Raw genomic sequence first — 25,773 nt, forward strand, 5'->3', positions numbered from 1 at the left:
GTTCGCCGTTACAGTCTTCTTTAGTGCCATGTGCTGGCACAGCACAAATTGGATAGTGCTCGACGGAGTGAAGGGACCGGATCAATGGCTGATCGGAACGCCGCGGTGCGCAAGTATTTGACCGAAATGATCGGGACGTTCGTTTTCATGTTTGCCGTGCTCGGAATCGTCTTGTCCGGCACTGACTGCCTTGCCGCCGTCGCACTGGGTATCGGCTCGGTGTTGATGGTGATGGTCTACGCCAGTGGGCACATCTCGGGCGGCCACCTGAACCCGGCGGTATCGGTGGCCGCGTATCTGCGTGGCGCACTGCCCTTGAATGATCTGGGCCCCTATATCGTTGCGCAGTTAGTCGGAGCACTCGCCGCGTTCGGTGTCGGATTCGGGTTGTGGCACGACAGGTACGCCGCCGAGACACTCGACCTGAGTGGCGCGGTCTGGCCGGCATTTCTGGCCGAATTGGTATTCACCTTCGCTTTGTGCTATGTCGTATTGCACACCGCGACCAGCAAAGACAGCGCCGGCAACAGCTTCTACGGTCTGGCGATCGGATTCGTGGTGACTGTCGGTGTCGTCGCGGTCGGCGCCATCTCGGGCGGCGCGTTCAACCCGGCCATCACCTTCGGGCTGATGCTGTCGGGTGTCTTCGCCTGGAAGTTCCTCTGGGTCTATCTGATCGCCCAGGTGCTCGGCGCGGTCGTGGCCGCCTACGCCTACAAGGCGACCACTCTCGACGAGCACACCAGCGCCAGTCGACGAGGCTGAACTCCCGAAGCTACGACTCCAGGGCCCGTACGCCGCCGCCGGCGGTGTGCGGGCCTTGGGCCGTCATGGCGGCGAACACCACCAAGAGCAGCACCGCGGGCACAATGTTGGCGGCCCGGTTCCGCACCCGCAGGTGGATGCCGAGCGCACCGGCGAAGTACGCCGTCAACAGGCCGGTGGTGAGCCGGGCGACACCCGGGAAGCGGAACACCGACACCAGCCCCAGCGCGGTGGCGGCCTTGGCCACCGGAACCGCCCAGCGCACCTCGGCGGGAATCCGCATGGCGTCCATGTTCTTGGCGACATAGGGCACCGGGATCGCCGATGCCACCGCGTCACCGGCCAAGAACGCTGCCAGGGCCGCGTACGTCGGCCGAGCCGTCAGAACGCTCATGCCAGCCCGGGATCGAGTTGCGGGGGCAGCACGGTGCCCTCGACGGGCTTGCGGGCATCGGCCTCGGCCTTGGCGACCGCCTGCGCTATCGCCGGGTCGGTCTGGGTGGTGAACCAGTCGGCGACTTCCTCGCTGTCGTCTTCATGCCGGTTCGGGTGGTCGTCCACCGGTGACGGCTGGTAGCGGAAGACGCCGTCTTCGCCGGGAGCACCGAGCAGCTTGGTGAAACCCTGCAGGGCAGTGCCGAAATCGCTGGGCACCACCCAGACCTTGTTGGCCTCCCCGCGCGCCATCTCCGGCAGCACCTGCAGGTACTGGTAGGCCAGCAGCTCGGGCGTGGGCCGCGCGGCCTTGATCGCCGCGAAGGTCTTCTCAATGGCCTTGGCCTCGCCCTGCGCCTGCAGGTAGGCGGCGGCCCGCTCACCTTGGGCCCGCAGCATCCGCGACTGCCGATCCGCCTCAGCGGCCAGGATCGCCGCCTGCTTGGCGCCCTCGGCGGTCAGGATCTCGGACTGTTTCTGGCCTTCGGCCTGTTTGATGGCGGCTTCGCGCTGGCCCTCGGCGGTCAGGATCATGGCCCGCTTCTCGCGGTCGGCCTTCATCTGCTTCTCCATCGACGCCTGGATCGACGGGGGCGGATCGATGCTGCGCAGCTCCACCCGTGCCACCCGTAGGCCCCAGCGCCCGGTCGCCTCGTCGAGCACGCCGCGCAGCTGGCTGTTGATCACTTCGCGTGAGGTCAACGTCTGCTCCAGGGTCATCCCGCCGACCACGTTGCGCAGCGTGGTGGTGGTGAGCTGTTCCACGCCGACGATGTAGTTGCTGATCTCATAGACCGCGGCCTTGGGATTGGTGACCTGAAAGTAGACGACGGTGTCGATGTTCAGGGTCAGGTTGTCCTCGGTGATCACCGGCTGCGGGGGGAACGAGACCACCCGCTCACGCAGGTCGATGCGGGCCCGGACCCGGTCGATGAACGGCACTAACAGCGTCAGTTGACCACTGACGGTGCGGCTGTAGCGGCCCAGACGTTCGATCACCGCCGCCTCGGCCTGCGGGATCAGTGCGACCGACTTAGCGACCACGATCACCGCGAACACCACCAGTACGGCCAGCAGCAACAGCCCGGTTGTGACGCCTTCCATGACGCTTCCTTTCGTTACAGGATCTTGCCGACCACGGCGGTGGCCCCGTCGATGTGCATCACGGTGACCTGCTCCCCCGGTTCGAAGACGTCACCGTCGGTGAGCGGTCGGGCGGTCCACACCTCGCCGTTCAACTTCACCCTGCCGCCGTGCTGCTCGACGCGGTCGAGGACCAGCGCTGCCTTGCCCTGAAGCGCCAGCACCCCGGTCTCCCCGTCGGCCGTCGACCACAACCGGCGACGCAGCGCGGGACGCACCAAGACCAGCAACAACACCGACACCACGAGGAACACCGCACCATCGGTCCACAGCGGCCAGCCGGTCACGGCGCTGGTGGCCGCAGCCGACAGCGCACCACCGGAGAGCATGAGCAGGAACATGTCGCCGGTGAGTGCCTCGGCTCCGGCGAGCCCGAGTGCGAAGACCAACCAGATCAGGGCAGGCGGCATGCGGTCAGGATAGCCCGAGAACGCGCCGAACCTGTGTGGTCCGGCGGCGAACCTACGGGCAACTACACTGCCTTGCATCATGTGGTGCCCGAGTACTTCGCTGTCGGTGTGGGCCAACGCCTGGCTCGCCGGCCGGGCGGCCCCGGATGACGTGCTGGACGCATTATCGGCCTGGGCGCCAGTGCAATCAGTGGCCGCCTTCGACGCAGTCAGCATCGGTGAGTCCGGGATGGCGTGGACCGGGGGAACCGACGGCGGCACGGCTGCGCTGCTGCAGTTGGTGCGCGGCGCGGGCCTGGCCGCCGCCGGCGATGGCATCCGGCCGGTGTTTCCGGTGCCCGGCGATGTCCGCGGACTGCCCGCTGGAACCACTTTCCAGCAGGAGGCGATTCTGGCCGGTGAGGCCGTGCTGATCGCGGCGTCTGAGGCCGCACCCCCGGTCGGGCTGGTCCCGGCTTACTCCGAAGACACCGCTGCGGACGGTGACGACGTCGCCGAGTTGTGCTGGACGGTCTTCCCGTTGACCAGCGTGCCCGCCCCCGAACAGCACGATGTGGGCGATGCCGAATAGGCGTTGCGGTCGGCGGTTCGCACGGCGGCCGAAGCGCTGGGCTCCACCGGCTCACGCTGGGCCGATTACGGCGTGGAGGATCCGCGACTGCGGGTGGAGCAGATGATGGAAGCCGCTCTGGTACATAGGATTCCCGACCACGCACCCAGCCGCGCCGTACGGGTACTGCACAGTGCCGCGCACGTCGAGGCGATCATCGTGGTCAGCGCCGATCTGCTGACCGCCAGCGCCCAGACCTCGGCCGCGGTGCAGCGCGCCGTGGATATGGTCGCCCCGTTGACGGCGGTGGTGCGATCAGCACGCAGCGCGGCGGTGACGGCGATTCTGCACTCCGCCTGGCGGAGCTAGGACCGCCGTGCTGCTGCCTCGCTAGCCGGCCGGCGCCACCACAGCGACGCAGTGCGCCGATCCGCACGGCGCCCCGTCGACACCGAATCCGCAGCCCAGACCTTCCGGCCCGGGGGCGCGTTGCGGCGCGGCGCCGTCGCGCAGCTCCTCGATCAAGGCGCGGGCAAGGCGCGCCAACCGCGGATCGGCGTTCGGGGTGACCGCCCGGGCGTACGCGATGCCTGCCTCCCGTGCCTGTGCGTGGACCTCATTGTCCAGGTCCCAGATCACCTCGATGTTGTCGCTGAGAAAGCCGATGGGACACACGATCACCGCACGAACCCCGGCATCGGACAGCGCGGTCAGGTGGGCTTCGACGTCGGGTTCCAGCCACGGCACCTGAGGCGGCCCCGAGCGCGACTGCCAGACCTGGTCGTAGTCGGTGTACCCCGCGGCGGCGGCGACCAGGCTCGTGGCGTGCGCGACCTGACGGCTGTAGATGCTTGGCCCGTAGCGTTCGTCGGCGCGTACCGGGATGGAATGGGCGGTGAACACCAGCCGGGCGTCGGTCCGCAGATCGGCCGGCAGGCTGTCGGCCGCTGCGGCGATCGCCTCGGCGAACATCGTGACGAACAGCGGATGATCGAAGTACTGGCGCAGTTTGATCAGTTCCGGCGCGCCCGGGCCGGTGGCCCGACGTGCCCGAGCGATGTCCTCGGCGTACTGGTCACAGCCGGAGTAGCCGCCCCACGCCGATGTGGGAAACACCGCGGCACGCCGGACGCCGTCGGCCGCCATCTGCGCGACCGTGTCCTCGACATAGGGCTCCCAGTTGCGGTTGCCGAAATAGACGGGCATGCCAGGTAATTCGGCACGCAATACCTCTGCCAGCGCCCTGTTGATCCCGTTGATCGGCGATACTCCGCCGAAATGCAGATAGTGCTCGGCCACCGCGTCCAGCCGGGCTGCCGGCACGCCACGTCCCCGGGTGACATTCTCGAGGAACGGCCGAACCTGCTCGGGCCCTTCGGGCCCGCCGAACGACAACAGCAGGACGGCGTCGATGTCCATGGAGCGCCGCTCAGAGCAGCTGGGTGTGTGCGCCGCCGTCGGCGTAGACGATCGTCCCGGTGGTGGCGGGCAGCCAGTCGGACATCAGCGCGCAGACCGTCTTGGCCACCGGCGTCGGGTCCTTCATGTCCCAGCCGATCGGGGCCCGCTGGTCCCACCCCTCTTCGAGCAACCGGATCTGCTCCCCGGCGCCCTCACCGAGCGCTCCACCGACGATCGCGCTCATGGCCAGCGTCCGAATCGGGCCGGCCGCCACGAGGTTGGACCGCACCCCGACCTGACCGGCCTCGCGCGCCACGAACCGGTTGACCGATTCCAGGGCGCTCTTGGCCACCGTCATCCAGTTGTAGGCGGGCATCGCCCGAGTCGGGTCGAAGTCCATACCGACGATGGACCCGCCGGGGTTCATGATCGGCAGCACGGCCTTGGCCAGCGAGGCATAGGAGTATGCGGAGATGTGGATGCCCTTGGCCACGTCCTCGTAGGGCGCGTCGAAGAAGGGATTGACGCCCATACCGGTCTGTGGCATGAATCCGATGGAGTGCACCACACCGTCGAGCTTGTTGCCCTCGCCGATCACCTCGGTGACACGCGCAGCCAGGGTGTCGAGGTGTTCGTTGTTCTGCACGTCGAGCTCGAGCAGCGGCGCCGGCTCCGGCAGCCGGTCGATGATCCGCTGGATCAGCCGCAGCCGGTCGAACCCGGTGCACACCAGCTGCGCGCCGGCCTCCTGGGCGACCTTGGCGATGTGAAATGCGATGGAGGAGTCGGTGATGATCCCGGTGACCAGGATCCGCTTGCCTTCGAGAATGCCTGCCATGAAGTTCCCTATCTTCGAATCTGAACGGTTCGTTAGTGGCCCATGCCCATGCCGCCGTCGACCGGGATGACCGCGCCGGCGATGTATCCGGCGTCCTCGGAGGCCAGGAAGCTGACCGCACCGGCCACCTCCTCGGCGGTACCGACCCGCTTGGCCGGGATGAAGTCCAGCGCACCCTCCTGGATCCGCTCGTCGAGGGCCCGGGTCATCTCGGTGTCGATGTAGCCGGGTGCCACGACGTTGGCCGTCACTCCGGCCTTGGACAGCTCGCGTGAGATCGAGCGAGCCATCCCGATCAGGCCCGCCTTGGCGGCGGCATAGTTGGCCTGGTTGCCGATGCCCCACATGCCCGACACCGAGCCGATGTAGATGATCCGGCCAAAGCGCTTGCGCTGCATGCTGCGCGAGGCGCGTTGCGTCACCCGAAAGGCACCGGTGAGGTTGGCGTTGATGACCTCTTCGAAGCGCTCCTCGGTCATCCGCATCAGAAACGCGTCCTTGGAGATACCTGCGTTGGCCACCAGTACCTCGACCGGTCCCTGGTGCTCCTCGACCTCCTTGAAGGCCCGGTCGACGGCGTCGTTGTCGGTGACGTCGCACACCACCCCGAACAGTCCCTCAGGGGCACCGGATCCGCGGTGCGTGACCGCCACCTTGTGCCCGTCGGCGGCCAGTCGCTGCGCGATCGCCAGCCCGATACCCCGGTTTCCACCGGTGACGAGGACTGAACGGGACACAAATGCGGGCTTTACTGCGGGGGCTTCGCTGTCTGTCACCGGCATAACCTATCGAATCGACACGTTGACTCTGCGCACAGGGCGCGAGCTACTCGCACTTGTGCGCCACCAGCGCAGAGTCAGCTGATGGGGGCGGACCTTAGGCGGGCAGGCGGCGATTGAGCAGCAGCGCCGTGAACCCGGCCAGCGCCAGCACGAAGGCGCCCAGGCGCAGCCAGCCGGTGCTGGCCTCGCCGCGAATGGTCTCGAAGCCGATCTGGTCCTGCAGCGTGGCGTACACCTCTTTGAGCTGCTGCAGGCTCGAGGCGGTGTAGGCGCTGCCGCCGGAGAGGTCGGCGATCTTCTTCAGCGAGTCGTCGTCGACCGGCACCGGCTGACGCTGCTCGTTGATCTCCACGTAGCCGTAGGCCGTGCCGAACGAGATCGTCGACACCGGCACACCCTGGTCCTTGGCGGTGCGCGCCGCCGTGAACGCCCCCTTGGGGTTGTCGGGGTTGGACGGCACGGTTTCCTTACCGTCGGAGAGCAGCACGATCCGGGCCGGCGGCGGGGTGTCGCCGCCACCGATGACGGCGCCCACGGTGGCGATCGCCTGCAGCGCGGTGAAGATCCCCTCGCCGGTGGCGGTGCGGTCCGCCAGCTGCAGCTTGTCGATGGCCGCCTTGGTCGCCTCACGGTTGGTGGTCGGCGAGGTCAGCACGGTCGCCGTGCCGGCGTAGGCGATCAGCCCCAGGTTGATGCCCGCGGTGAGTTCGTCGGCGAACTGCTTGCCGGCCTCCTGCGCGGCCGCCAGCCGGGACGGTGCGACATCGGTGGCCCGCATCGACTGCGAGACGTCGATCACCAGCATCACCACGGCGCGGTTGCGCGGAATCCGGATGTCGTGGGTGGGTCCGGCCATCGCGACAGTGAACAGCAGCAGCGAGCTGACCAGCAGGACCGCCGACAGGTGGCGCCAGCGGGTCGGCGTCTTGGGCGCCACACTCTCCAGCAGTTCCATGTTGGCGAACCGCAGGATCCGCCGCTGCCGCGCCACCTGCATCAGGATGTACAGCACGACCAGTCCCAGAACCACGAACAGGAACAGGAAGAACCAGGGGTGGGCGAAGCCCGACAAGGTCATCGGCCCGAGTAGCGGCAATGTCATAACAGACCTGTCTGTGTACGGGTCGAGTTCACGGCGTCCCCGCCAGCGCGCCGCGCCGGCGTGACTCGACGAATCGGACGATGTCGGCGATCCAGTCCCGGTCGGTCCGCAACCCCAGCAACGGCGCGCCGCAGCTGCGCAAGGCGCGCGCGACGTCCGCGCGGTGGGCCACCGCCGCCCGGGCGAAGTCATCGCGAAGCTTGGCGTCGATGGTGAATTCGCGGGTGACACCGGACTCGGTGTCCTGCAACACCACGTCGCCGACGTCGGGCAGTTCGACATCGCGCGGATCGAGGACCTCGATGCCGAGTACCTCATGCCGAGCGGCGACCGCCCGCAGGGGGCGCATCCAGTTGATCGGGCCCAGGAAGTCGCTGATGATGACCGCCATGCCCCGTCGGCGCTCGGGCCGGCGCAGCGCATCAATAGCCGCCGCCAGATCACCACGCACCCCGACCGGGGCTCGCGGAATGGTGGCGATGGTGCGCAGCAGGGTCTGCTCGTGGTTGCGCCCGGAGCGGGCCGGCACGCGCACGACGTTCTGACCGTTGGTGACCAGGGCGCCCAGCCGGTTACCGCCGCCACTGTTGAGGTAGACGATGGCCGAGGCAGCGGCCACCGCCAGGTCACGCTTCTCACAGGTGGCGGTGCCGAAATCCATGCTGGCCGACATGTCCACCACCAGCCAGGTCTCCAGCTCGCGGTCGGCGATCATCTGGCGCACGTGCGGGTGGGTGGTGCGCGCCGTGACCGACCAGTCCATGCGCCGCACGTCGTCACCGGGCTGGTACAGCCGCGACTCCCCCGGCTCGGAACCGGGGCCGGGGATCAGGCCCAGGTGATCGCCGTGCAGCACGCCGTCGAGCTTGCGCTTGACCGTCAGCTCTAAGGTGCGCAGCGCCGCCGCGAGCTTCGGGTCGCGGATTCCTCCGCGCAGCATCGACGGCGGAGCGGTGCTGTTTCCGGGCGCCTGAGTCGATCCAGCCCCGGTGTCGGGGTCGCTCACCGACCGCCGGCCGCTGCCGCCGCGGTCGGGGCACCCGGTGCCGGCGAGTGCTGTTGCTGCTGCGGAACCGCGTTCACCTGGGGCAGCGGCACCGTCTGCAGCAGCCGGTTGATGACGATCTCCGGGGTGATCTCGTCGGCGAGTGCGTCGTACGACAGCACCAGGCGGTGCCGGAGCACGTCCGGGATGACCTCGATGACGTCCTGCGGGATCACGTAGTCGCGACCGCGAACCAGGGCCAGTGCCCGGGAGGCGGTGATGATGCCCAGCGAGGCACGCGGCGAGGCACCGAACGACAACCAGTTCTTCACGTCGGGCATACCGAACTGCTCGGGCTGGCGCGTTGCGGTGATGACCCGAACCACGTAGTCCACCAGCGCGTGGTGCACGAAGTTGTTGGCCGCCAAGGACTGCAGGCGCACCAGGTCGCCGGTGCTCAGGATCTGCTTGGGCTCCGGCGGGGCGACGCCCATCCGGTAGATGATCTCGCGCTCCTCCTCCGGCGAGGGGTAGCTGACGTTGATCTTGAACAGGAAGCGGTCGCGTTGCGCCTCGGGCAGCGGGTAGACACCCTCGTGCTCGATCGGGTTCTGGGTGGCCATCACCAGGAACGGGTTGGGCAGCGGGAACCGCTTGCCGCCGATGGAGACCTGGCGTTCCTGCATGACCTCCAGCAACGCCGACTGCACCTTGGCCGGCGCACGGTTGATCTCGTCGGCCAGCAGGAAGTTGGTCATCACCGGGCCGAGTTCGGTGTCGAACTCCTCGCGGCCTGCCCGGTAGATACGGGTGCCGATGATGTCGGTCGGCACCAGGTCCGGGGTGAACTGGATCCTGGCGAAGTTTCCACCCACCACCTTGGCGAAGGTCTCCACCGCCAGGGTCTTGGCGACGCCGGGAACACCCTCGAGCAGCACGTGGCCCTTGGCGAGCAGGCCGACCAGGATGCGCTCGACGAGCTGGTCCTGGCCGACGATGACGCGCTTGACCTCGAAGACGGCCCGCTCCAGCGCGTGTACGTCGGCGGCGAGCCCGCTACCGCCGACCGTGCCTGTCTCAGCACCGGCCGAGCCGGGGAAACCGCTGGCGCCCGCGGGCGTCCCATCCGATGACGTCATCGACAAATCCTCCACAAAGGTCGGTCAGACACAACTGCTTGCACGGCACGCGGCCGAGGGGCAGCGTTGTGCCCGCGTTCAACTATTCCAGGGTTCGCTGCATCCGTCGACGTAAGGGCTCGTCGGGAATGCTCAGTACTCGATTATCCGGGTCAGGTACGGCGTCATTCCGGAGGTCCGGACCGGGCTGACCACCACCTTGCCTGCACTTCCCGAGGCCTCCAGCATCTTGCCGCCACCCAAGTACATCGTGACGTGCTGGCCGCCGCCGGGCCCATAGAACATCAGGTCACCGCGACGGGCCTGACTGGGGGGAATGTGCCGGCCGGCGTTGTATTGATCGCCGGAGAACCGCGGGATCAGTACCCCGACGCCGGCGAACGCGTAGCGCATCAGCCCCGAACAGTCGAAGCCGACTGTGCCCGCACCCGAGTCGACTCCCTTGCTCGGGCCGGTCAGCGATCCACCGCCCCAGGAGTAGGGCACACCCATCTGCGCGCCGCCGCGACGAATGACGTACTCGATGGCTTGCTTGCCGTGCACCCGCTTGCCGGGCGACACGTTGCCGGCGGCCTCGTCGCCGACGTTGAAACCCAGGCCGGACAGGAATTTACGGCCCAGATCCATGGTGGTCTGGGTGGCGTTGGCGGTGGCCTGCAGTGAGGCGTTGGCGATCGCCAACGGGTCACCAGGCGCACCGGCGCTGATCGTGGCCGGCAGCGTGGGGTCCCAGCCGGGGTCGGCCGCGGCCGGGGAGGCCAGGCCCAGCATCACAGGAATCGCCACCAGGAGCGATCCCACGAGGCGCGATAGTCGTAAGGAAATCTGTTGCATTGCTCCGCCGTCAGTACTCGATGTATCGGACCACGAAAGGCGTCATACCGCTCTTGCGTACTGGTGACACCTTCACCGTCTGGCCCACGTCGGGGGCCTCCAGCATCAGGCCGTTGCCGAGGTAGAGCGTCACGTGCTGACTGCCACCCGGCCCGTAGAAGATGACATCGCCGCGCCGCGCGAGCGCCGACGGGATCTGGCGCCCCATCTTGTACTGCGAGCCCGAGTAGTGCGGCAGCTTGATGCCGACCCCGGCGAACGCGTACAGAATCAGGCCGGAGCAGTCGAACCCGACGGTGCCCGAACCGGAGCCGATCCCCCGACCCGGTCCCGCGGCGGTACCGCCGCCCCAGGAGTAGGGCACACCGCGCTGGGAAAGCCCACGGCGAATCACGTATTCGGAGGCCTGCTTGCCGTAGACCCGGGGAATCTGGCCGTTGTTGATACCGGTGGAGTCGGGCTTGGCCAGTCCGATGGACTGCAGGAATTTCTGGCCCAGATTGGCCGTCACCTGCGCCGAGGTCTGGGAAATCCCGAGCACCTGATTGATGACCGCGATCGGGTCACCGGGGACATCGGCGCTGGGGATCATCGGCAGGGTCGGATCCCAGGGACCGTCCCACTGCGCGGGCTGACTGGCCGCCATCGGGCCGGCAACGGAAGCGCCGGGATTTCCCCACCGGTCGCCACTGGGGCCGCCGGGCGACGCGTGGCCGTCCTGAGGCTTGTCGTTGCCGCGGGCGGCGGCGAGCTTGGCCTGGGCCTGGCTGCGGCGCGCGGCCAACCGGTCGATCTCGCCCTGCTGCTCACCGAACTTGCGTTGGGTGTCGGTGAGGGCGGCCACGGCGGCGTCCTGGCTGGACTGCGCGTCGGCGACGGCCTGGTCGGCCTTCTGCTTGGCCAGCCGCGCGGCCGACTCCTTGTTCAGCTGTTCGGTACGGGCCCGCTTGAGGTTGTCCAGGGCCTGCTGCGAACTCAGCGCCAGAGACTGGCCGGCGGCGGCCGTGGCGATCATCTCCGACGGATTTGCCGCGGTCAGGTAGCTGTCCGAGGGACCGTTGACGTAGGTCGATGCGGCAAAGGTGTTGAAGCGGCGCTGCGCGGCGGCGATCGCCGCGTCGGCCTCGGCGATCGCCTGGTGGCCTGCTTCCACCTCGTGTTGGGCGGCTTCGGCGTCCTCGCGAGCGGTCTGCAGATCCACCAGGGCCTTGTTGACGCCCTCCTTCTCCTCGGCGATCTGGGCGCCCAGATTCTGCAGTTGCTGGTTGGCGTCGGCGACGTCGGCGATCAGGGCGGCGATACCGTCGGGGTCCTGCGCGGGCTGGGCCGTGGCCAGCCCGGGGGTGCCCAGCAGCATGGCGGCACTGAGCACAGTCACCGTCGCGGGCTGGGTCAAGCGGGTGGCCAGTCGGAAAGCAGAGCCATCGGAGCCACAGCGGATGCGTCTCATTCGGCTTGGTTCTCCTCGGACTCTTAGCAGGCGGCGCCGTGCTTCGGCCGGTGGCAAAAGCACAGAAACAACAGGGACAACAGCTGCGCCTTTTGAGACCATACGTCACATAAGTCACTGGAGAAACGTTCGTAACAAACTACAATCGTGTAATTGAGCTGGTTGTGACCATTCGGTGACCTTTTAATTTGCCGACGAGCACCGTCAGGCGGACAATAGTCGCCCAGATTCCAGATTTATGGAGGTATTGCCGCTAATCGGCGGCAGCGGTGCGTTCCGCGGCCAGTTTGCTGCGGCGCTGCAGAAAGCGGGTGCCGACGGCGGCCGCCGCCACCCCCACCAACAACACCACCGTCAGGCCCGTCCAGGGCAGATCGGGGGTGGTCAATTCATGCAGAAAATTCTGGGCCGACACCACCGGATCACCGGTTTTGGCGTGGTCCTCGGCGGCCTCGAGTTTGGAGCGGTGAAACTGTCCGCTGTAGCTGCCGACATAGTTGGTACTGACGACCAGCACCGTGGAATCCGGATAGTCGTAGCCGACCACGGTGGCGACATCGCGCAGTGCGGTGTCCATGCCGGGGTTACGGGCGACTTCGACGATCTTGAGGTCGATGCCGTCTCGGCCCGCCTGCGCCACCACCTCGCGCAGTGCCGGCACATCGGCGGCCGGTGCGCTCACCCCGTCGGCGGCGACAGCAACCTTGACCAACGCCATGCAGTCATCGGGCGGGGTGGCGGGGTCCAGGCCGACGGTGATGCAGAGCTCGCCGGGAATGTAGGCCGGCGGGTGCAGGATCGTCACGGTTGAAGACGGTATCAACCCCGGCCAAGTGAGGTGAACCTTACTTTATACAGGACAATCGTACTGTTAGAGTGAGCCCGCCCGTCGGCGCGGACCCGTCGATGGAGGAGAACTCGATCTCGGGGAGTTGAAGTGAGCAGCAAAGATTCGGTGAATTCGTTCGGAGCCCGCGACACCCTCACGGTCGGTGACGCGGAATATCAGATCTACCGCCTCGATGCCGTTCCCGGCACCGAGAAACTCCCCTACAGCCTCAAGGTTCTGGCCGAGAACCTGCTGCGCACCGAAGACGGCGCCAACATCACCCGAGACCACATCAACGCGATCGCCAACTGGGACCCGGCCGCCGAGCCCAGCATCGAGATTCAGTTCACCCCGGCCCGCGTGATCATGCAGGACTTCACCGGCGTGCCCTGCGTGGTGGACCTGGCCACCATGCGTGAGGCCGTCACCGCCCTGGGCGGCGACCCGAACAAGGTCAACCCGCTCTCTCCCGCCGAAATGGTCATCGACCACTCCGTGATCCTCGACGTGTTCGGCACCTCGGACGCCTTCGAGCGCAACGTCGCCCTGGAGTACGAGCGCAACGCCGAGCGTTACCAGTTCCTGCGTTGGGGCCAGGGCGCTTTCGACGACTTTAAGGTCGTTCCGCCCGGCACCGGCATCGTCCACCAGGTCAACATCGAATACCTGGCCCGCACTGTCATGGTGCGCGACGGGCAGGCGTACCCCGACACCTGCGTGGGCACCGACAGCCACACCACCATGCAGAACGGCCTGGGCGTGCTGGGCTGGGGCGTCGGCGGTATCGAAGCCGAAGCGGCCATGCTGGGTCAGCCGGTATCGATGCTGATCCCCCGCGTCGTCGGCTTCAAGCTGACCGGCGAGATTGAGCCGGGCGTCACCGCCACCGACGTGGTGCTGACCGTCACCGAGATGCTGCGCAAGCACGGCGTGGTGGGCAAGTTCGTCGAGTTCTATGGCAAGGGCGTCGCCGAGGTACCGCTGGCCAACCGCGCCACCCTGGGCAACATGAGCCCGGAGTTCGGCTCCACCTGCGCGATCTTCCCGATCGATGAAGAGACCATCAACTACCTGCGCCTGACGGGCCGCACCGACGAGCAGCTTGCGCTCGTTGAGGCCTACGCCAAGGTTCAGGGCATGTGGCACAACCCCGACCGCGAGCCGGTCTTCTCCGAGTACTTGGAGCTGGACCTGTCCACGGTGGTCCCCTCGATCGCCGGTCCCAAGCGCCCGCAGGACCGAATCCTGTTGTCGGAGAGCAAGATCGCTTTCCGCAAGGACATCCACAACTACGTCGAAGAGCAGCACCCGACGCCGGAGACCAAACTCGATGAAGCCATCGAGGAATCCTTCCCGGCCTCCGACCCGGTCTCGCTGTCCTTCGCCGACGATGGTGCCGTGGACGTGCAGTCCGCCGCCAACGGCGCCGAGGGCCGGCCGAGCAAGCCGGTGCGGGTCAAGGGCGAGCGCGGCGAGTTCATTCTCGACCACGGTGCAGTCGCGGTCGCGGGTATCACCTCCTGCACCAACACCTCCAACCCGTCGGTGATGATCGGTGCGGCCCTGCTGGCCCGCAACGCCGTCGAGAAGGGCCTGTCGTCCAAGCCATGGGTCAAGACCAACATGGCACCGGGCAGCCAGGTCGTCACCGACTACTACGAGAAGGCCGGCCTGTGGCCCTACTTGGAGAAGCTCGGCTTCTACCTGGGCGGTTATGGCTGCACCACCTGTATCGGCAACACCGGCCCGCTGCCCGAGGAGATCTCCAAGGCGGTCAATGAGCAAGACCTGACCGTCACCGCAGTGCTGTCGGGCAACCGCAACTTCGAGGGCCGCATCTCCCCCGACGTCAAGATGAACTACCTGGCCAGCCCGCCGCTGGTGATCGCCTATGCCTTGGCCGGCACCATGGACTTCGACTTCGAGACCGACTCGCTGGGTAAGGACTCGGACGGCAACGACGTTTTCCTGCGCGACATCTGGCCGTCGGCACAGGAGATCGACGACACCATCAAGTCCGCGATCAGTCAGGACATGTTCCGTAAGTCCTACGCCGACGTGTTCGCCGGTGACGAGAACTGGCGCAACCTGCCCACCCCGGACGGCGACACCTTCGCCTGGGACGAGGCGTCGACCTACGTGCGCAAGGCGCCGTACTTCGACGGCATGGGTCTGGAGCCCGAGCCGGTCTCGGACATCAAGGGCGCCCGGGTGATGGCCCTGCTGGGCGACTCGGTGACCACCGACCACATCAGCCCGGCCGGCCCGATCAAGCCCGGCACCCCCGCCGCGGACTACCTGGACTCCCACGGCGTGGAGCGCAAGGACTACAACTCCCTCGGTAGCCGTCGCGGCAACCACGAGGTCATGGTCCGCGGCACCTTCGCCAACATCCGGCTGCAGAACCGGGTGCTCGACACCATCGGACTGGAGGGCACCCAGGGTGGCTACACCCGGGACTTCACCCAGGAGGGTGGCCCCAAGGAGTTCATCTACAACGCCTGCGTGAACTACCAGAAGGCCGGCATTCCGCTGGTGGTGCTCGGCGGCAAGGAGTACGGCTCCGGCTCGTCGCGTGACTGGGCGGCCAAGGGCACCACGCTGCTGGGCGTGAAGGCGGTCATCACCGAGTCGTTCGAGCGCATCCACCGCTCGAACCTGATCGGCATGGGCGTGATCCCGCTGCAGTTCCCGGTCGGCGAGAGCGCCCAGTCGCTGGGCCTGGACGGCACCGAGACCTTTGACATCGTCGGTATCGAAGAACTCAATGCCGGCAAGACGCCCAAGACGGTCAAGGTCACCGCCACCAAAGAGACCGGCGAGAAGGTCACCTTCGACGCCGTGGTGCGCATCGACACACCCGGCGAGGCCGACTACTACCGCAACGGCGGCATCCTGCAGTACGTGCTGCGCAACATGCTGAAGTCCGCTACGACCGCGTAGACGGCGATCACCTGATGCCCAGGGTCAGCGAGGATCACCTGGCGGCCCGGCGCCGTCAGATCCTCGATGGCGCACGGCGGTGCTTCGCCGCCTACGGCTACGACCAGGCGACGGTGCGGCGACTCGAACAGACGGTGGGCTTGTCGCGCGGGGCGATCTTCCATCACTTCCGCGACAAGGACACCCTGTTCTTCGAGTTGGCCCGCGAGGACGCCGAGCGGATGGCTGACCTGACCTCACGTGAGGGCCTGATCGCCGTGATGCGGGACATGCTGGCCGCGCCCGAACAGTTCGACTGGCTGGCGACCCGGCTGGAGATCGCCCGCAAACTGCGCCACGACCCGGAGTTCAGCCGTGGCTGGGCGGAGCGATCAGCCGAATTGGCCGCTGCGACTACCGATCGGCTGCGCCGCCAGAAGCAGGCTGGCCGGCTGCGCAACGATGTCGCGGCGGACGTGCTGCACTGCTATCTGGATCTGGTGCTCGACGGCCTGATCGCGCGACTGGCATCCGGCGAGGACCCGGAGCGGCTCTCCGCGGTCCTCGACCTGGTTGAAGACTCGGTGCGGCACAGCTGATTTCGCGGCTAGGCCGGTTTCTGCACCGAGCGTGCATTCAGATCGGGTTTCTCGGCGAAATCTCGTCCTGAGTGCACGTTCGGCGACGTGCTCCCACGCGCGCTAGAGCGATCGCGCGCGGTGGTTGGGGCCACCGCGGCTGCGCATCGCCGCACCGGACTCCCGCAGCATGCTGTGCACCGACCCGTAAGAGCGTCCCGTCGATGCCGCCAGGGTTCGGATACTCGCTCCGCCCTCGTAGGCGGTGCGCAACTCGACCAGCTGCCGATCGCGCTGCTTCTTGAGTTTCGCCGTCGTTGCCACGTCCCTCACCATCCCTCGCCGCCTTGACGGGTTCAGCGTAGGAAGGCGCCGCCCCAACCGGGCGACTTTGAGGGAAATGCCGCTGGCCCGCTAGGCGAGCTCGATCAGATCGCGGTAGTCCGCCGACCAATGATCCTCGGTGCCGTCGGGCAGCAGCACCACGCGCTGCGGGTCGAGTGCCTCGGCCGCGCCCGGGTCGTGGGTGACCAGCACCACCGCACCCGCGTAGCTGCGCAGCGCGTCGAGCACCTGCTCCCGCGAGGCCGGGTCCAGGTTGTTGGTGGGCTCGTCAAGCAGCAGCACGTTCGCGGTGGACGCCACCAACCCCGCCAGCGCCAGTCGGGTCTTCTCGCCACCGGACAGTGTCCCGGCCGGCTGCTCCAGCTGCGGCCCGGTGAACATGAACGCACCCAACAGGCCCCGCAGATCCTGCTCGGAGGTGTCGGGGGCCGCGTGCCGAATGTTCTCCCACACGCTGGCCGCGTTGTCGATGGTGTCGTGCTCCTGGGCGAAATAGCCGATCTTGCACCCGTGGCCGGGCTCCAGTTGACCTGCGTCGGGGGTTTCGACGCCGGCGAGCAGTCGCAGCAGGGTGGTCTTGCCGGCGCCGTTCAGTCCCAGCACCACCACCCGCGATCCCCGGTCGATGGCCAGGTCGACACCGGTGAAGATCTCCAGCGAGCCGTACATTTTGGTCAGCCCCGACGCCATCAGCGGGGTCTTCCCGCAGGCCGATGGTGTCGGGAACTTGATTTTGGCGACCTTGTCGGCCGCCCGCTCGTCGTCGAGTTCGGCCATCATCCGCTCAGCGCGGCGCAACATGTTCTGCGCCGCAACGGCTTTAGTCGCCTTGGCGCCCATCTTTGCGGCTTGCGCGCGCAGCGCTCCGGCTTTGCGTTCGGCGTTGGCCCGCTCGCGGCGCCGCCGCTGCTCATCGGTGGCTCGGGCGTCAAGGTACTTCTGCCAGCCCATGTTGTAGACGTCGGCCTCACCGCGCACCGCGTCGAGGAACCACACCCGGTTGACCACGTCGGCCAACAGGTCCACGTCGTGACTGATCAACACCAGTCCCCCGTTGTGGTTTTTCAGGAAGTCACGCAGCCAGCCGATGGAGTCCGCGTCGAGGTGGTTGGTCGGCTCGTCGAGCAGCAGCGTGGTGCCCGAACCCGCACCGCCCGCGCCGCCCTCGCCTGCGGCGAACAGGATCCGAGCCAGCTCCACACGGCGGCGCTGGCCACCGGACAGGGTCCGCAACGGCTGGGTCAGCACGCGGTCCGGCAGCCCAAGACTGGTGCAGATCCGGCCCGCCTCACTCTCGGCGGCGTAGCCGCCCAGGGCGGAGAATCGCTCTTCGAGCTGACCGTAGCGGCGGATGGCACGGTCGCGCTCGGCCTCGTCGACGACCTCGGCCATCCGCACCTGCTGCTTCTCCAGGTCGGCCAGGATGGTGTCCAGCCCGCGGGCCGAAAGCACCCGGTCACGGGCCAAGACGTCGAGATTGCCTTCCCGGGGGTCCTGCGGCAGATACCCGACCTCGCCGGTGCGGGTGATGGTGCCGGCGTAGGGCTCACCCTCACCGGCCAGGATGCGCAGCGTGGTGGTCTTGCCCGCGCCGTTGCGGCCCACCAGACCGATCCGATCCCCCGGCTGCACGCGCAGGACCGAGTCCACCGAGTCGAGCAGGGTGCGCGCTCCGGCGCGGACCTCCAGGCCCGTTGCGGTAATCACGCGCGCGTACTCCTGTCGTGTTCGAGCTACTTATCGTCGGTGAAGACCGGTGGGCGCTTCTCGGCGCGCGCAGCGACGGCTTCCTCGAAGTTGCTGGTCAGCAGGCGCACGTAGAGCTGTCCGAGCCCCTCGGCCTGCATATGCCCCTCCAGACTACCGGCGTCGAGTCCGCTCCAGAGCGTCCGCTTGGTCAATTCGGCCCCCGGCCGAGAGAAACCGGCGATCCGCTCGGCCATGTCGAAGCAGGTCTCCAGCAGGTCCGGCTGCTCCACCACGCGCGAGACCAGGCCGATTCGCTCGGCCTCGGCGGCATCGACGTCGCGGCCGGTGAGCATGATCTCGAAGGCCCGCGACGACCCGATCGCCCGCGGCAGCAGATAACTCAGACCCAGTTCGCTGGCGGTCAACCCATTGTTGATGCCGGCCGCCCGGAAGTAGGCACCCGACGCGGCGACCCTGATGTCGGCCGCCAGTGCCAGGCACAGGCCACCGCCGATCGCCGCCCCGTTGACCGCGGCGATCACCGGCTGGTGCAGGCGCCGAAGCCCCAGGATGATGTCGTCGAGCAGTTCCATGGACCGCAGTCCGAACGTGGGCCGGGTCAGGCCCGCGACGTGCGGCACCGAGCCCGCGGACTTGTGGTCGGCGCCCGAGGAGAATCCCCGGCCCGCCCCGGTCAGCACCACCACCCGCACCGAGTTGTCGTAGCTGATTTCGGCCAGCATGTCGCGCAGCGGAACCATGACGTCGAATGCCATGGAGTTCATCCGCTCCGGACGATTCAGCGTGATCAGGGCGACGTGTGGACGCGGCCGCTCGACAAGGACGAACTCGGATTCAGAAGGCACCGATGCACGCTATCGCGTGCCGGTGATCAGAGCTGTTCGGGCTTGCCCTGTGCGGCCTGCTCGGCCAGTGCGGCCTCCACGTCGAGGTCCTTGACCTGCTGGACCAGATTCTCCAGAGCCGCGGCGGGTAACGCACCAGGCTGGTTGAACACCAGGGTGCCCTTCTTGAACGCCATCAGCGTGGGAATGGAGCGGATCTGGGCGGCAGCGGCCAACTGTTGTTCGGCCTCGGTGTCGACCTTGGCGAACACCACGTCCGGGTGCTTTTCGGAGACGGACGCGAAGGTCGGTGCGAACGCCCGGCACGGCCCGCACCAGGACGCCCAGAAGTCGACCAGCACGATGTCGTTGTCGGCGATGGTCTCTTCGAATTTCGCTGCGGTCAGGTCTTGAGTTGCCATGACCGGGTCAACGCTCAGTTGTCCCGCGGTGTTCCCGGCTGCACACCGCGCTGATCTGGCCGGGAACGGAAGTCGCCGCCGTGGCTCGGCGGCGACTCCCTCTCACGGCAGCGGTCAGCGGAACGTGTCCTTGATGTTCTCACCGGTCTTCTTGACGTTGGCCTTCAGCTGATCCTTCTTGCCTTCAGCCTCGGTGTCCTTGTCACCGGTGACCTTTCCGGCTTGTTCCTTGACTTTGCCGCTCGCGTTCTGCGCGGCATTTTTGGCCTTGTCGACGATTCCCATGGGGAGTAGTCCCTTCAATTTGGTGGTCAACTGCACACTGCAGCCGACCGTGTTACGACTGCGCCGTCGGCGTTGCCGTCAACCTGCCCGCCGTTTCCGGGTGCAGGAGGTTAGAGATTGTGCCGTGAGCGGCGGGCAGCAGCGACCAACTTCCGGCGGCCCCGCCGTTGCTAGTAGTAGTGGCGACGACCGCCGATCGCGTGGCCCGCTCTCCCGGCGAACATCAGGATCAGGCCGACAATCAAGAGGACCACGCCGATGGAGAACAAGACGTTCGCGTAGGCGAAGGCAGGGACAAGGGCGGGCAGGACAAGCCCAAGAACGATGAGGATGACTCCGAGGGAAATCATTGCGGTTACCCGACTTTCTGGCGATGCCCAAGTCAGCCACGACCTGGTGGTGATGGTCTGATTCGTGGGTCGTACTCGTTGGGTATGCCCGCGTTGGAGCACTGGCAAACCACTTTTCCCTTCCGCCCGCCGAGACATCGCGGCAATTCTGGAACCTCCGAACCGTGAGGAAATCCAGACCGCCGGCGCATACACAGCCCACACACAGCTCAGAGCAAGGTGGTGGACAGCCGCACCGCCGACGGTGATATGACGTAACCAGGACAGCCGCACCCGCGCGGTCCACGATTGGAGCATTTTGATGTCTGCCCGTTGTCGCACCGCTCTCGCAGCTTTTGCGCTAACCGGAACCACCGCATGGATTTTCCCCGCGCTGGCACACGCGCAGGGTGACCACGTGATGGGTTCGGTCTCCTCGGTCTCCGGCAACACCGTCGAGGTCGCCCGCCCGGCCGGCACCGCCACGGTCGAACTGACCGAGAGCACCCGCGTGTTCGAGTCGGTGCCAGCCCAGCGCGGCGAGATCACCGCCGGTACCTGCATCAAGGCCGGCGCCGGGCGCGACAGCACTGCGGCCGAGGGCGGCGCCATCACCGCGAAGTTCGTGGCGATCACCACCACCGTGGACGGTCAGTGCCCACAGCCGCCGGCTTCGTCGGCCGACAATCCGGCACCGGCCAAGCCGCACCATGGTGTGCGCGGTGTCGTCGAATCGGTCGCCGGTGACACCCTCACCGTCGCCGGCCCCAACGGCCCGACCACGGTCACCGTCAACGACGACACCCACTACCGCCGGATGATCACCGTCAGCGCCCCGTCGATCAGTGCCGGCAAGTGTCTCGCCGCCGGCGGGACCACCGACGCCGAGGGCGTGCTGCAGGCCAGCCGGGTCACCGTGTGGGCCGGCAACGGCGGTTGCCCCGAACCTCCGGCGTAGCGGCCGACCCTACCCCAGCACCTTGCCGTAGGTCTGCCGGCCCATCAGGTAGGTGGCCTCGACGGCCACGTCACGCAGCTCGGCCGGCGGGACACGGCGCGGGTTGTGTGACAGCACCACCAGGTCGGCGTACTTGCCGGGTTCCAGGCTGCCGATCTCGGTGTCCAGCCGCAGTTGCCAGGCCGCATCGAGGGTCTGTGCCTTGATCGCCGCATCCACGCTGATGCGCTGCTCGGGGGCCAGCACCCGGCCACTGCCCTTGGCGGTCCGGTTCACCGCGGTGGCGATGTTGCCGAGGGGGCTGGGCGGGGTAACGGTGCCGTCATTGTGGAACGACAGGTGCAGACCAGCGTCCAGGGCGGACCGCGCCGACATCCAGTGCGAGCCGTGCTCGGGACCGAACAGCTTGTCCACCAGCGCATCTCCCCAAAAATAGAGGTGCTCGACGAACATGCTCGGGGTGACTCCCAGCCGCGCGGCCCGGTAGAACTGGTCGGGTCGCATGGCCCCGACGTGTTCGATCCGGGGCCGCAACGCCGGCGGCGTGCGCGCCTGTTTGAACGCGTCCAGCACCACGTCGATGGCGGCATCACCGTGGACGTGGCAGGAGACCTGCCAATGCTGGTCGACGAACGCCTTGATCAGCTCCTGGATCTGCCGGGGCGAGTAGTTCATTCGTCCGCGGTGATCAGGGCCCAGCCCCATGCCGGCAGTGGTGGCGTTGGTCAGATACGGGAAGGTGGTGAAAATGTTGCCCTGCCAGGGCGAACCGTCCGCCCACACCTTCATGCCGATCTTGTCGAACAGCACGTCGGCGCGAGCTCTCTTGCCGCGCACATTCTTCGGGTCGGCGGCCAGGTCTGCGGTGCCGATCTCGTAGGCACGCACCCGCACGGCGCAGTCGGCCTGCTGGGCGAGGTTTCCGAACACCTCGGATTGCGTCCGTGCTTCGTAGGAATGTTCGGTGGCGGTGGCGATTCCGGCCCGGGCAAGCTGGGCGTAAGCCCAGCGCAGGTTGTCGCCGGCATTGGCCGTGATCGCGCCGGAGAAAGGCGCGACCAGCGCCATCACCGCCGCGGCCTCGCGCACCTCGCCGGTCAGCTGGCCGTCGGGCCCGTGCAGATAGCGCGCACCCGCCGGGTCGGGGGTGGTCTTGGTGATACCGGCGGCGGTGAAGGCGGCGGTGTTGCCGTAGGCGGCGTGCCCGCTGTTGGCGATGATCACCACCGGGTTGTCCGGGGCCAGCCGCGACAGCTCGGCGGCGCTGAAGGGCTGCAGTCCGGTCTGCAGCAGTGGGTCAACCCCGTTCAGCAGGATCGGCTGCCCCTTGGGGGTGTCCGCCACCGCCTCGGTCAGCTTGGCGAACACCCCGCCGGCGGTGGGCACCGTGAACGGGCGCACGTCGATGGCCGGCGGAGCCAAGGTGGAGCCCATCTCGAACGGATGCCCGTGGGGCTCGACGAATGCCGGCAGCAGCGCGCGCCCGCGCAGATCCACCACGGTGGTCTCCGCGCCCCGCAGCCGCAGCACGTCCTCGGCGGTGCCGACCGCAGTGATCCGACGGTCGGCGACCGCCAGCGCTTCGGCCTCCGGGGCACCGGGTGCCACCGTCACCACCGGGCCGCCGATGAAGATGACGTCGGCGCCCCGGGGCCGCGATCCGCACGCGGACAGTCCCCCCACTGCCGTTCCTGCCGCCGCGGCGGCCACCCCGGCCATGAAGCGTCGTCTGTTCGTAGTCACGGTGTCCGCTCTGTGTCAGTCGCAATCGGTGCGACGAGTCTTTTGAGGCTGATCGGGCCCGCGGATCAGGTGAGGTGGTCGTAGTCGCCGCGCACCCACGCCGCATGGCGATCCGCCGAGAACCGGACGGCGGCCGCGGCATCGGAGTCGATGGCGTTGGTGTGTAGTCCGTAGATGCGATCGAAGCGCAGCTCCCCGAGGGTGCCCGCCATCCGCTGGACGACGGCGGCCGACAGCGGAATGCGGTTCGGATAACTGCGTAAGAACGCCACGGTGCTCCGGTCGGGGTTCGGGAAGATGGTGTCGCCCACCAGCAGCACACCGCGGCCACCGGCGCCGGCATGCCAGCAGGCGACGGAACTGCCCGGAAAGTGGCCGCCCACTTGGACCACCGTCAGCTCCGGAGCCAGCTCGAGCCGTCCCGACCAGTATGTGATTGCCGGGTCCGGCCGCATCACCCACTGCTTGTCGGCGGCGTTGACATACACCGCCACCCCACCGAGACGCCGGCTCCACTCCACCTGGGCGCCGAACATGTGCGGATGACTGGCGACAACCCCGAGCACCGGGCCATGCTCGAGCACCGCAGACACTGCGGCGTCGTCGAGGAAGCCCGAAGGATCCCACAGCACGGTGCCGGCGGAGGTGGAGAGCAGCTTCCCCAGTTGACCGATCCCGAGCGGAGGATTGCTGCCGATCCCGATCAGCCCGGGTTCCAGTTCAAAGGCGTAGGACTGCATGCCCTCGGCGATCAATCCGTCCAGTGTGGCCCAATGCTGGCCATCGGGCGGCACCCATTGCCGATCGTCGGCGCAGATCGCGCACACCTGCGGCGTCGCTGCGTGTTCGACACCGCAGGTCCGGCAGAGCCAGAACACCGATGCCGCCACGGTCAGACCGTGAAGCCGACTGCGCGCATCATCTCGCGGCCCTCATCGGTGATCTTGTCCGGACCCCAGGCCGGTTCCCACACCCAGTTGACGTCAGCCTTCTTGACCAAACCGGTGCCCACCGTGGCGTTCTGGATCTGCTCGACGATCATGTCCTGCAGCGGGCAGGCCGGCGAGGTGAGCGTCATGGTCACGACCGCTACCGAACCGTCGTCGTCCTGGCGGACCGACAGGTCATACATCAGGCCCAGGTCCACGACGTTGATGCCGATCTCGGGGTCGATGACGTCGTGCATCGATTCCTCCAGTTCGGCGAGCAGCTCGTCCGGTCCCAATTCGCTCATCGGTTCACCTCCTGGGTCGAGACACTGACGGATGCCAACGTCTGATCTTGTGCCTTGGTAAGTGCCTGCGCCAGAGCATCCTTGAAGGCCATCCAGCCCAGCAGCGCGCACTTGACCCGCGCCGGATACTTGGCCACCCCGGCGAAGGCGACGCCGTCACCGAGGACCTCTTCATCGCCTTCCACGGTGCCACGGGAGGACACCATCTCGTGGAATGCGTCGAAGGTCGCACTCGCCTGCGGCACGGTCTGCCCGATCACCTGGGAGGCCAGCACCGATGTCGCCGCCTGCGAGATCGAGCAACCCTGACCGTCATAGGAGACATCGGCGATGTGCGCGCCGTCGGGCGACAGCGCCACGCGCAGGGTGAGTTCGTCGCCGCAGGTGGGGTTCACGTGATGTACCTGCGCACCGTACGGCTCGCGCAGACCACGATGCTGCGGATGCTTGTAGTGGTCGAGGATCACCTCTTGGTAGAACTGCTCAAGACGCACCGCTCACGCTCCCGAGAAGAATTCGACGGCGCGGCGAACGCCGGCCAACAGGCGCTCCACCTCTTCACCGGTGTTGTAGACCGCGAACGACGCGCGCGCGGTGGCGGCCACATTGAACTTGCGGTGCAACGGCATGGCGCAGTGGTGGCCCACCCGGACCGCGACACCGTCGTCGTCGAGCACCTGGCCGACATCGTGCGCGTGCACTCCGTCGATCACGAAGGACACCGGCGAACCGCGGTCGAGCATCGTGGTCGGTCCGATGATGTGCACGCCGGGGATGGCGGACAGCCCCTCCAAAGCCGCGGCCACCAGCGCGTGTTCGTGCGCGGCTACCGCCTCCATACCGATGGCGTCGAGGTAGCGCGCTGCCGCCGCCAGCCCCACCACCTGGGAGGTCATCGGTGTGCCCGCCTCAAAACGTTGCGGCGCAGCGGCATAGGTGCTCGAGGTCATCGTGACCGTCTCGATCATCGATCCGCCGGTGAGGAACGGGGGCAACGCCGCCAACAGCTCCCGCCTGCCGTACAGCACACCGATCCCATGCGGACCCAGCATCTTGTGGCCGGAGAACGCGGCGAAGTCAACTTCCAGAGCGTGGAAGTCCACCGGTTGATGGGGAACCGATTGGCAGGCGTCCAGCACGGTGAGCGCACCGACCGCGCGGGCCCGTGACACCAGCTCGGCGACCGGGGCCAGCGCTCCGGTCACATTCGAGTGGTGGGTGAACGCAACGACTTTGACCCGCTCATCGAGGTCCAGTGAATCCAGGTCGATACGTCCGTCTGGTGTCGCCGTGTACCACCGCAACGTCGCACCGGTACGTCGCGCCAACTCCTGCCACGGGATCAGGTTGGCGTGGTGTTCCAGTTCGGTGGTGACGATCACGTCTCCCGGGCCCACCGCCGCTTCAAAGCGGCTGTCGCCCAGCACATAAGACACCAGGTTGAGCGACTCGGTGGCATTCTTGGTGAACACCAGCTCGTCCGGATCGGCGCCGACGAACCGAGCGATCGCCGAACGGCCGTCCTCGTAGGCGTCGGTGGCCTCCTCCATCAGCTGGTGCGCTCCGCGGTGTACTGCGCCGTTGGAGTTCAGCACAAAATCCCGCTCGGCATCGAGCACCGGCAGGGGTCGCTGCGAGGTGGCCCCGGAGTCGAGGTAGGCCAGCCGGCTGCCGCCGCGCATGACACGATGCAGGATCGGGAAGTCCGCCCGAATCGCGTCGATGTCCGGTGCCGCCGGACGACTGACCGAGAGCGTCAT

Annotated in this window: 27 protein-coding genes and 1 pseudogene; 5 read left to right on the forward strand and 23 right to left on the reverse strand. The window is 67.4% G+C overall.

The annotated features are described in order from the left end of the window. Positions 1-84: 84 nt before the first annotated feature. Positions 85-765 carry an aquaporin gene (locus BST15_RS03245; protein ID WP_046188373.1) on the forward strand — a complete coding sequence of 227 codons (681 nt, stop codon included), beginning with the start codon at positions 85-87 and terminating at the stop codon, positions 763-765. A gap of 10 nt (positions 766-775) precedes the next feature. Here BST15_RS03245 and BST15_RS03250 read toward each other — a convergent pair whose 3' ends face one another. From BST15_RS03250 to BST15_RS03260, 3 genes are read right to left on the reverse strand one after another with little or no spacing between them, the layout of a single operon-like run. Continuing rightward, positions 776-1,159: a DoxX family protein gene (locus BST15_RS03250; RefSeq protein ID WP_046188374.1), complete on the reverse strand. Its 384-nt coding sequence runs from the start codon at positions 1,157-1,159 to the stop codon at positions 776-778. After that, complete coding sequence (locus BST15_RS03255; RefSeq protein WP_046188375.1) at positions 1,156-2,304, reverse strand: SPFH domain-containing protein; 1,149 nt, start codon at positions 2,302-2,304, stop codon at positions 1,156-1,158. Before BST15_RS03255 ends, BST15_RS03250 begins: the two co-directional genes overlap by 4 nt. 14 nt (positions 2,305-2,318) lie before the next feature. Beyond that, positions 2,319-2,753: an NfeD family protein gene (locus BST15_RS03260; protein ID WP_046188376.1), complete on the reverse strand. Its 435-nt coding sequence runs from the start codon at positions 2,751-2,753 to the stop codon at positions 2,319-2,321. A gap of 79 nt (positions 2,754-2,832) precedes the next feature. Here BST15_RS03260 and BST15_RS03265 point away from each other — a divergent pair. Next, positions 2,833-3,672, forward strand: a pseudogene (locus BST15_RS03265) (hypothetical protein). A 21-nt stretch (positions 3,673-3,693) separates the two neighbouring features. Here BST15_RS03265 and BST15_RS03270 read toward each other — a convergent pair. The 9 genes from BST15_RS03270 to BST15_RS03310 all read right to left on the reverse strand — a co-directional run bounded on the left by BST15_RS03270 (position 3,694) and on the right by BST15_RS03310 (position 12,639). Next, a complete protein-coding gene (locus BST15_RS03270; RefSeq protein ID WP_046686348.1) occupies positions 3,694-4,722 on the reverse strand; it encodes a ferrochelatase in 1,029 nt (342 codons plus the stop codon). A 10-nt stretch (positions 4,723-4,732) separates the two neighbouring features. After that, positions 4,733-5,542 carry an NADH-dependent enoyl-ACP reductase InhA gene (gene inhA, locus BST15_RS03275; RefSeq protein WP_046189411.1) on the reverse strand — a complete coding sequence of 270 codons (810 nt, stop codon included), beginning with the start codon at positions 5,540-5,542 and terminating at the stop codon, positions 4,733-4,735. 32 nt (positions 5,543-5,574) lie between these two features. After that, a complete protein-coding gene (fabG1, locus tag BST15_RS03280; RefSeq protein ID WP_046189412.1) occupies positions 5,575-6,324 on the reverse strand; it encodes a 3-oxoacyl-ACP reductase FabG1 in 750 nt (249 codons plus the stop codon). Between the two features lie 94 nt (positions 6,325-6,418). Beyond that, the gene (locus BST15_RS03285; protein WP_046189413.1) at positions 6,419-7,426 is read right to left on the reverse strand and encodes a VWA domain-containing protein; all 1,008 of its coding nucleotides are present in this window, start codon (positions 7,424-7,426) and stop codon (positions 6,419-6,421) included. A gap of 28 nt (positions 7,427-7,454) precedes the next feature. Beyond that, the gene (locus BST15_RS03290; RefSeq protein WP_046189414.1) at positions 7,455-8,366 is read right to left on the reverse strand and encodes a DUF58 domain-containing protein; all 912 of its coding nucleotides are present in this window, start codon (positions 8,364-8,366) and stop codon (positions 7,455-7,457) included. Positions 8,367-8,428: 62 nt separating this feature from the next. Next, a complete protein-coding gene (moxR1, locus tag BST15_RS03295; RefSeq protein WP_046189436.1) occupies positions 8,429-9,550 on the reverse strand; it encodes a chaperone MoxR1 in 1,122 nt (373 codons plus the stop codon). 132 nt (positions 9,551-9,682) lie between these two features. Further along, positions 9,683-10,321 (reverse strand): NlpC/P60 family peptidoglycan endopeptidase RipB, encoded by a 639-nt coding sequence (gene ripB / locus BST15_RS03300; RefSeq protein WP_409366518.1) that lies wholly within the window; start codon positions 10,319-10,321, stop codon positions 9,683-9,685. Between the two features lie 73 nt (positions 10,322-10,394). Further along, positions 10,395-11,834 carry an NlpC/P60 family peptidoglycan endopeptidase RipA gene (ripA, locus tag BST15_RS03305; RefSeq protein ID WP_083070806.1) on the reverse strand — a complete coding sequence of 480 codons (1,440 nt, stop codon included), beginning with the start codon at positions 11,832-11,834 and terminating at the stop codon, positions 10,395-10,397. A 253-nt stretch (positions 11,835-12,087) separates the two neighbouring features. After that, positions 12,088-12,639, reverse strand: coding sequence for an Rv1476 family membrane protein (locus tag BST15_RS03310; RefSeq protein ID WP_082104171.1), 552 nt, complete (start codon positions 12,637-12,639; stop codon positions 12,088-12,090). A gap of 132 nt (positions 12,640-12,771) precedes the next feature. Here BST15_RS03310 and acnA point away from each other — a divergent pair, with 132 nt between their 5' ends. Both acnA and BST15_RS03320 read left to right on the forward strand, forming a co-directional pair. Next, the gene (gene acnA / locus BST15_RS03315) at positions 12,772-15,606 is read left to right on the forward strand and encodes an aconitate hydratase AcnA (RefSeq protein ID WP_046189416.1); all 2,835 of its coding nucleotides are present in this window, start codon (positions 12,772-12,774) and stop codon (positions 15,604-15,606) included. Between the two features lie 14 nt (positions 15,607-15,620). After that, positions 15,621-16,184 carry a TetR/AcrR family transcriptional regulator gene (locus BST15_RS03320; RefSeq protein ID WP_046189417.1) on the forward strand — a complete coding sequence of 188 codons (564 nt, stop codon included), beginning with the start codon at positions 15,621-15,623 and terminating at the stop codon, positions 16,182-16,184. 102 nt (positions 16,185-16,286) lie between these two features. Here the strand turns inward: BST15_RS03320 and BST15_RS03325 are convergent, their stop codons facing one another. From BST15_RS03325 to BST15_RS03350, 6 genes are all read right to left on the reverse strand, one after another. Beyond that, positions 16,287-16,487 (reverse strand): helix-turn-helix domain-containing protein, encoded by a 201-nt coding sequence (locus BST15_RS03325; protein ID WP_234708183.1) that lies wholly within the window; start codon positions 16,485-16,487, stop codon positions 16,287-16,289. Positions 16,488-16,577: 90 nt separating this feature from the next. Then, complete coding sequence (locus tag BST15_RS03330) at positions 16,578-18,215, reverse strand: ABC-F family ATP-binding cassette domain-containing protein (RefSeq protein ID WP_046189419.1); 1,638 nt, start codon at positions 18,213-18,215, stop codon at positions 16,578-16,580. A gap of 26 nt (positions 18,216-18,241) precedes the next feature. After that, entirely contained in the window at positions 18,242-19,063 is an 822-nt protein-coding gene (locus BST15_RS03335) for an enoyl-CoA hydratase (protein ID WP_046189420.1), read from the reverse strand. A gap of 26 nt (positions 19,064-19,089) precedes the next feature. Further along, a complete protein-coding gene (gene trxA / locus BST15_RS03340) occupies positions 19,090-19,464 on the reverse strand; it encodes a thioredoxin (protein WP_046189421.1) in 375 nt (124 codons plus the stop codon). Positions 19,465-19,578: 114 nt separating this feature from the next. Next, positions 19,579-19,749: a CsbD family protein gene (locus BST15_RS03345; protein WP_083070807.1), complete on the reverse strand. Its 171-nt coding sequence runs from the start codon at positions 19,747-19,749 to the stop codon at positions 19,579-19,581. 170 nt (positions 19,750-19,919) lie between these two features. Continuing rightward, entirely contained in the window at positions 19,920-20,099 is a 180-nt protein-coding gene (locus BST15_RS03350; RefSeq protein ID WP_046189422.1) for a DUF6131 family protein, read from the reverse strand. Positions 20,100-20,499: 400 nt separating this feature from the next. On the opposite strand from BST15_RS03350, the gene BST15_RS03355 reads away from it, so the two are divergent. Further along, positions 20,500-21,036 (forward strand): DUF5666 domain-containing protein, encoded by a 537-nt coding sequence (locus BST15_RS03355; RefSeq protein ID WP_198528276.1) that lies wholly within the window; start codon positions 20,500-20,502, stop codon positions 21,034-21,036. 9 nt (positions 21,037-21,045) lie between these two features. Here the strand turns inward: BST15_RS03355 and BST15_RS03360 are convergent, their stop codons facing one another. The 5 genes from BST15_RS03360 to BST15_RS03380 form a co-directional block, all read right to left on the reverse strand. Next, positions 21,046-22,779 carry an amidohydrolase gene (locus tag BST15_RS03360; protein ID WP_046189424.1) on the reverse strand — a complete coding sequence of 578 codons (1,734 nt, stop codon included), beginning with the start codon at positions 22,777-22,779 and terminating at the stop codon, positions 21,046-21,048. A 65-nt stretch (positions 22,780-22,844) separates the two neighbouring features. Beyond that, entirely contained in the window at positions 22,845-23,669 is an 825-nt protein-coding gene (locus BST15_RS03365; protein ID WP_234708184.1) for an MBL fold metallo-hydrolase, read from the reverse strand. Positions 23,670-23,671: 2 nt separating this feature from the next. Then, positions 23,672-24,013, reverse strand: coding sequence for a metal-sulfur cluster assembly factor (locus tag BST15_RS03370; RefSeq protein ID WP_046189425.1), 342 nt, complete (start codon positions 24,011-24,013; stop codon positions 23,672-23,674). Beyond that, on the reverse strand, positions 24,010-24,507 hold the full coding sequence (gene sufU / locus BST15_RS03375) for a Fe-S cluster assembly sulfur transfer protein SufU (protein ID WP_046189426.1): 498 nt from the start codon (positions 24,505-24,507) through the stop codon (positions 24,010-24,012). The genes BST15_RS03370 and sufU overlap by 4 nt, the downstream gene beginning before the upstream one ends. A gap of 3 nt (positions 24,508-24,510) precedes the next feature. After that, on the reverse strand, positions 24,511-25,773 hold the full coding sequence (locus BST15_RS03380; protein WP_046189427.1) for a cysteine desulfurase: 1,263 nt from the start codon (positions 25,771-25,773) through the stop codon (positions 24,511-24,513).

It is taken from the genome of Mycolicibacter arupensis (assembly GCF_002086515.1).
GTDB lineage: Bacteria > Actinomycetota > Actinomycetes > Mycobacteriales > Mycobacteriaceae > Mycobacterium > Mycobacterium arupense.

Bases quoted from the DNA above. Each gene is read 5' to 3' on its own strand.
- BST15_RS03350 (WP_046189422.1), bottom strand. From the start codon at position 20,099: ATGATTTCCCTCGGAGTCATCCTCATCGTTCTTGGGCTTGTCCTGCCC.
- fabG1 (WP_046189412.1), bottom strand. From the start codon at position 6,324: ATGCCGGTGACAGACAGCGAAGCCCCCGCAGTAAAGCCCGCATTTGTG.
- BST15_RS03285 (WP_046189413.1), bottom strand. From the start codon at position 7,426: ATGACATTGCCGCTACTCGGGCCGATGACCTTGTCGGGCTTCGCCCAC.
- BST15_RS03355 (WP_198528276.1), top strand. From the start codon at position 20,500: ATGGGTTCGGTCTCCTCGGTCTCCGGCAACACCGTCGAGGTCGCCCGC.
- BST15_RS03345 (WP_083070807.1), bottom strand. From the start codon at position 19,749: ATGGGAATCGTCGACAAGGCCAAAAATGCCGCGCAGAACGCGAGCGGC.
- BST15_RS03250 (WP_046188374.1), bottom strand. From the start codon at position 1,159: ATGAGCGTTCTGACGGCTCGGCCGACGTACGCGGCCCTGGCAGCGTTC.
- BST15_RS03370 (WP_046189425.1), bottom strand. From the start codon at position 24,013: ATGAGCGAATTGGGACCGGACGAGCTGCTCGCCGAACTGGAGGAATCG.
- BST15_RS03260 (WP_046188376.1), bottom strand. From the start codon at position 2,753: ATGCCGCCTGCCCTGATCTGGTTGGTCTTCGCACTCGGGCTCGCCGGA.
- BST15_RS03290 (WP_046189414.1), bottom strand. From the start codon at position 8,366: ATGCTGCGCGGAGGAATCCGCGACCCGAAGCTCGCGGCGGCGCTGCGC.
- inhA (WP_046189411.1), bottom strand. From the start codon at position 5,542: ATGGCAGGCATTCTCGAAGGCAAGCGGATCCTGGTCACCGGGATCATC.
- BST15_RS03380 (WP_046189427.1), bottom strand. From the start codon at position 25,773: ATGACGCTCTCGGTCAGTCGTCCGGCGGCACCGGACATCGACGCGATT.
- BST15_RS03245 (WP_046188373.1), top strand. From the start codon at position 85: ATGGCTGATCGGAACGCCGCGGTGCGCAAGTATTTGACCGAAATGATC.
- moxR1 (WP_046189436.1), bottom strand. From the start codon at position 9,550: ATGACGTCATCGGATGGGACGCCCGCGGGCGCCAGCGGTTTCCCCGGC.
- ripB (WP_409366518.1), bottom strand. From the start codon at position 10,321: ATGCTGGGCCTGGCCTCCCCGGCCGCGGCCGACCCCGGCTGGGACCCC.
- BST15_RS03255 (WP_046188375.1), bottom strand. From the start codon at position 2,304: ATGGAAGGCGTCACAACCGGGCTGTTGCTGCTGGCCGTACTGGTGGTG.
- trxA (WP_046189421.1), bottom strand. From the start codon at position 19,464: ATGGCAACTCAAGACCTGACCGCAGCGAAATTCGAAGAGACCATCGCC.
- BST15_RS03270 (WP_046686348.1), bottom strand. From the start codon at position 4,722: ATGGACATCGACGCCGTCCTGCTGTTGTCGTTCGGCGGGCCCGAAGGG.
- BST15_RS03320 (WP_046189417.1), top strand. From the start codon at position 15,621: ATGCCCAGGGTCAGCGAGGATCACCTGGCGGCCCGGCGCCGTCAGATC.
- ripA (WP_083070806.1), bottom strand. From the start codon at position 11,834: ATGAGACGCATCCGCTGTGGCTCCGATGGCTCTGCTTTCCGACTGGCC.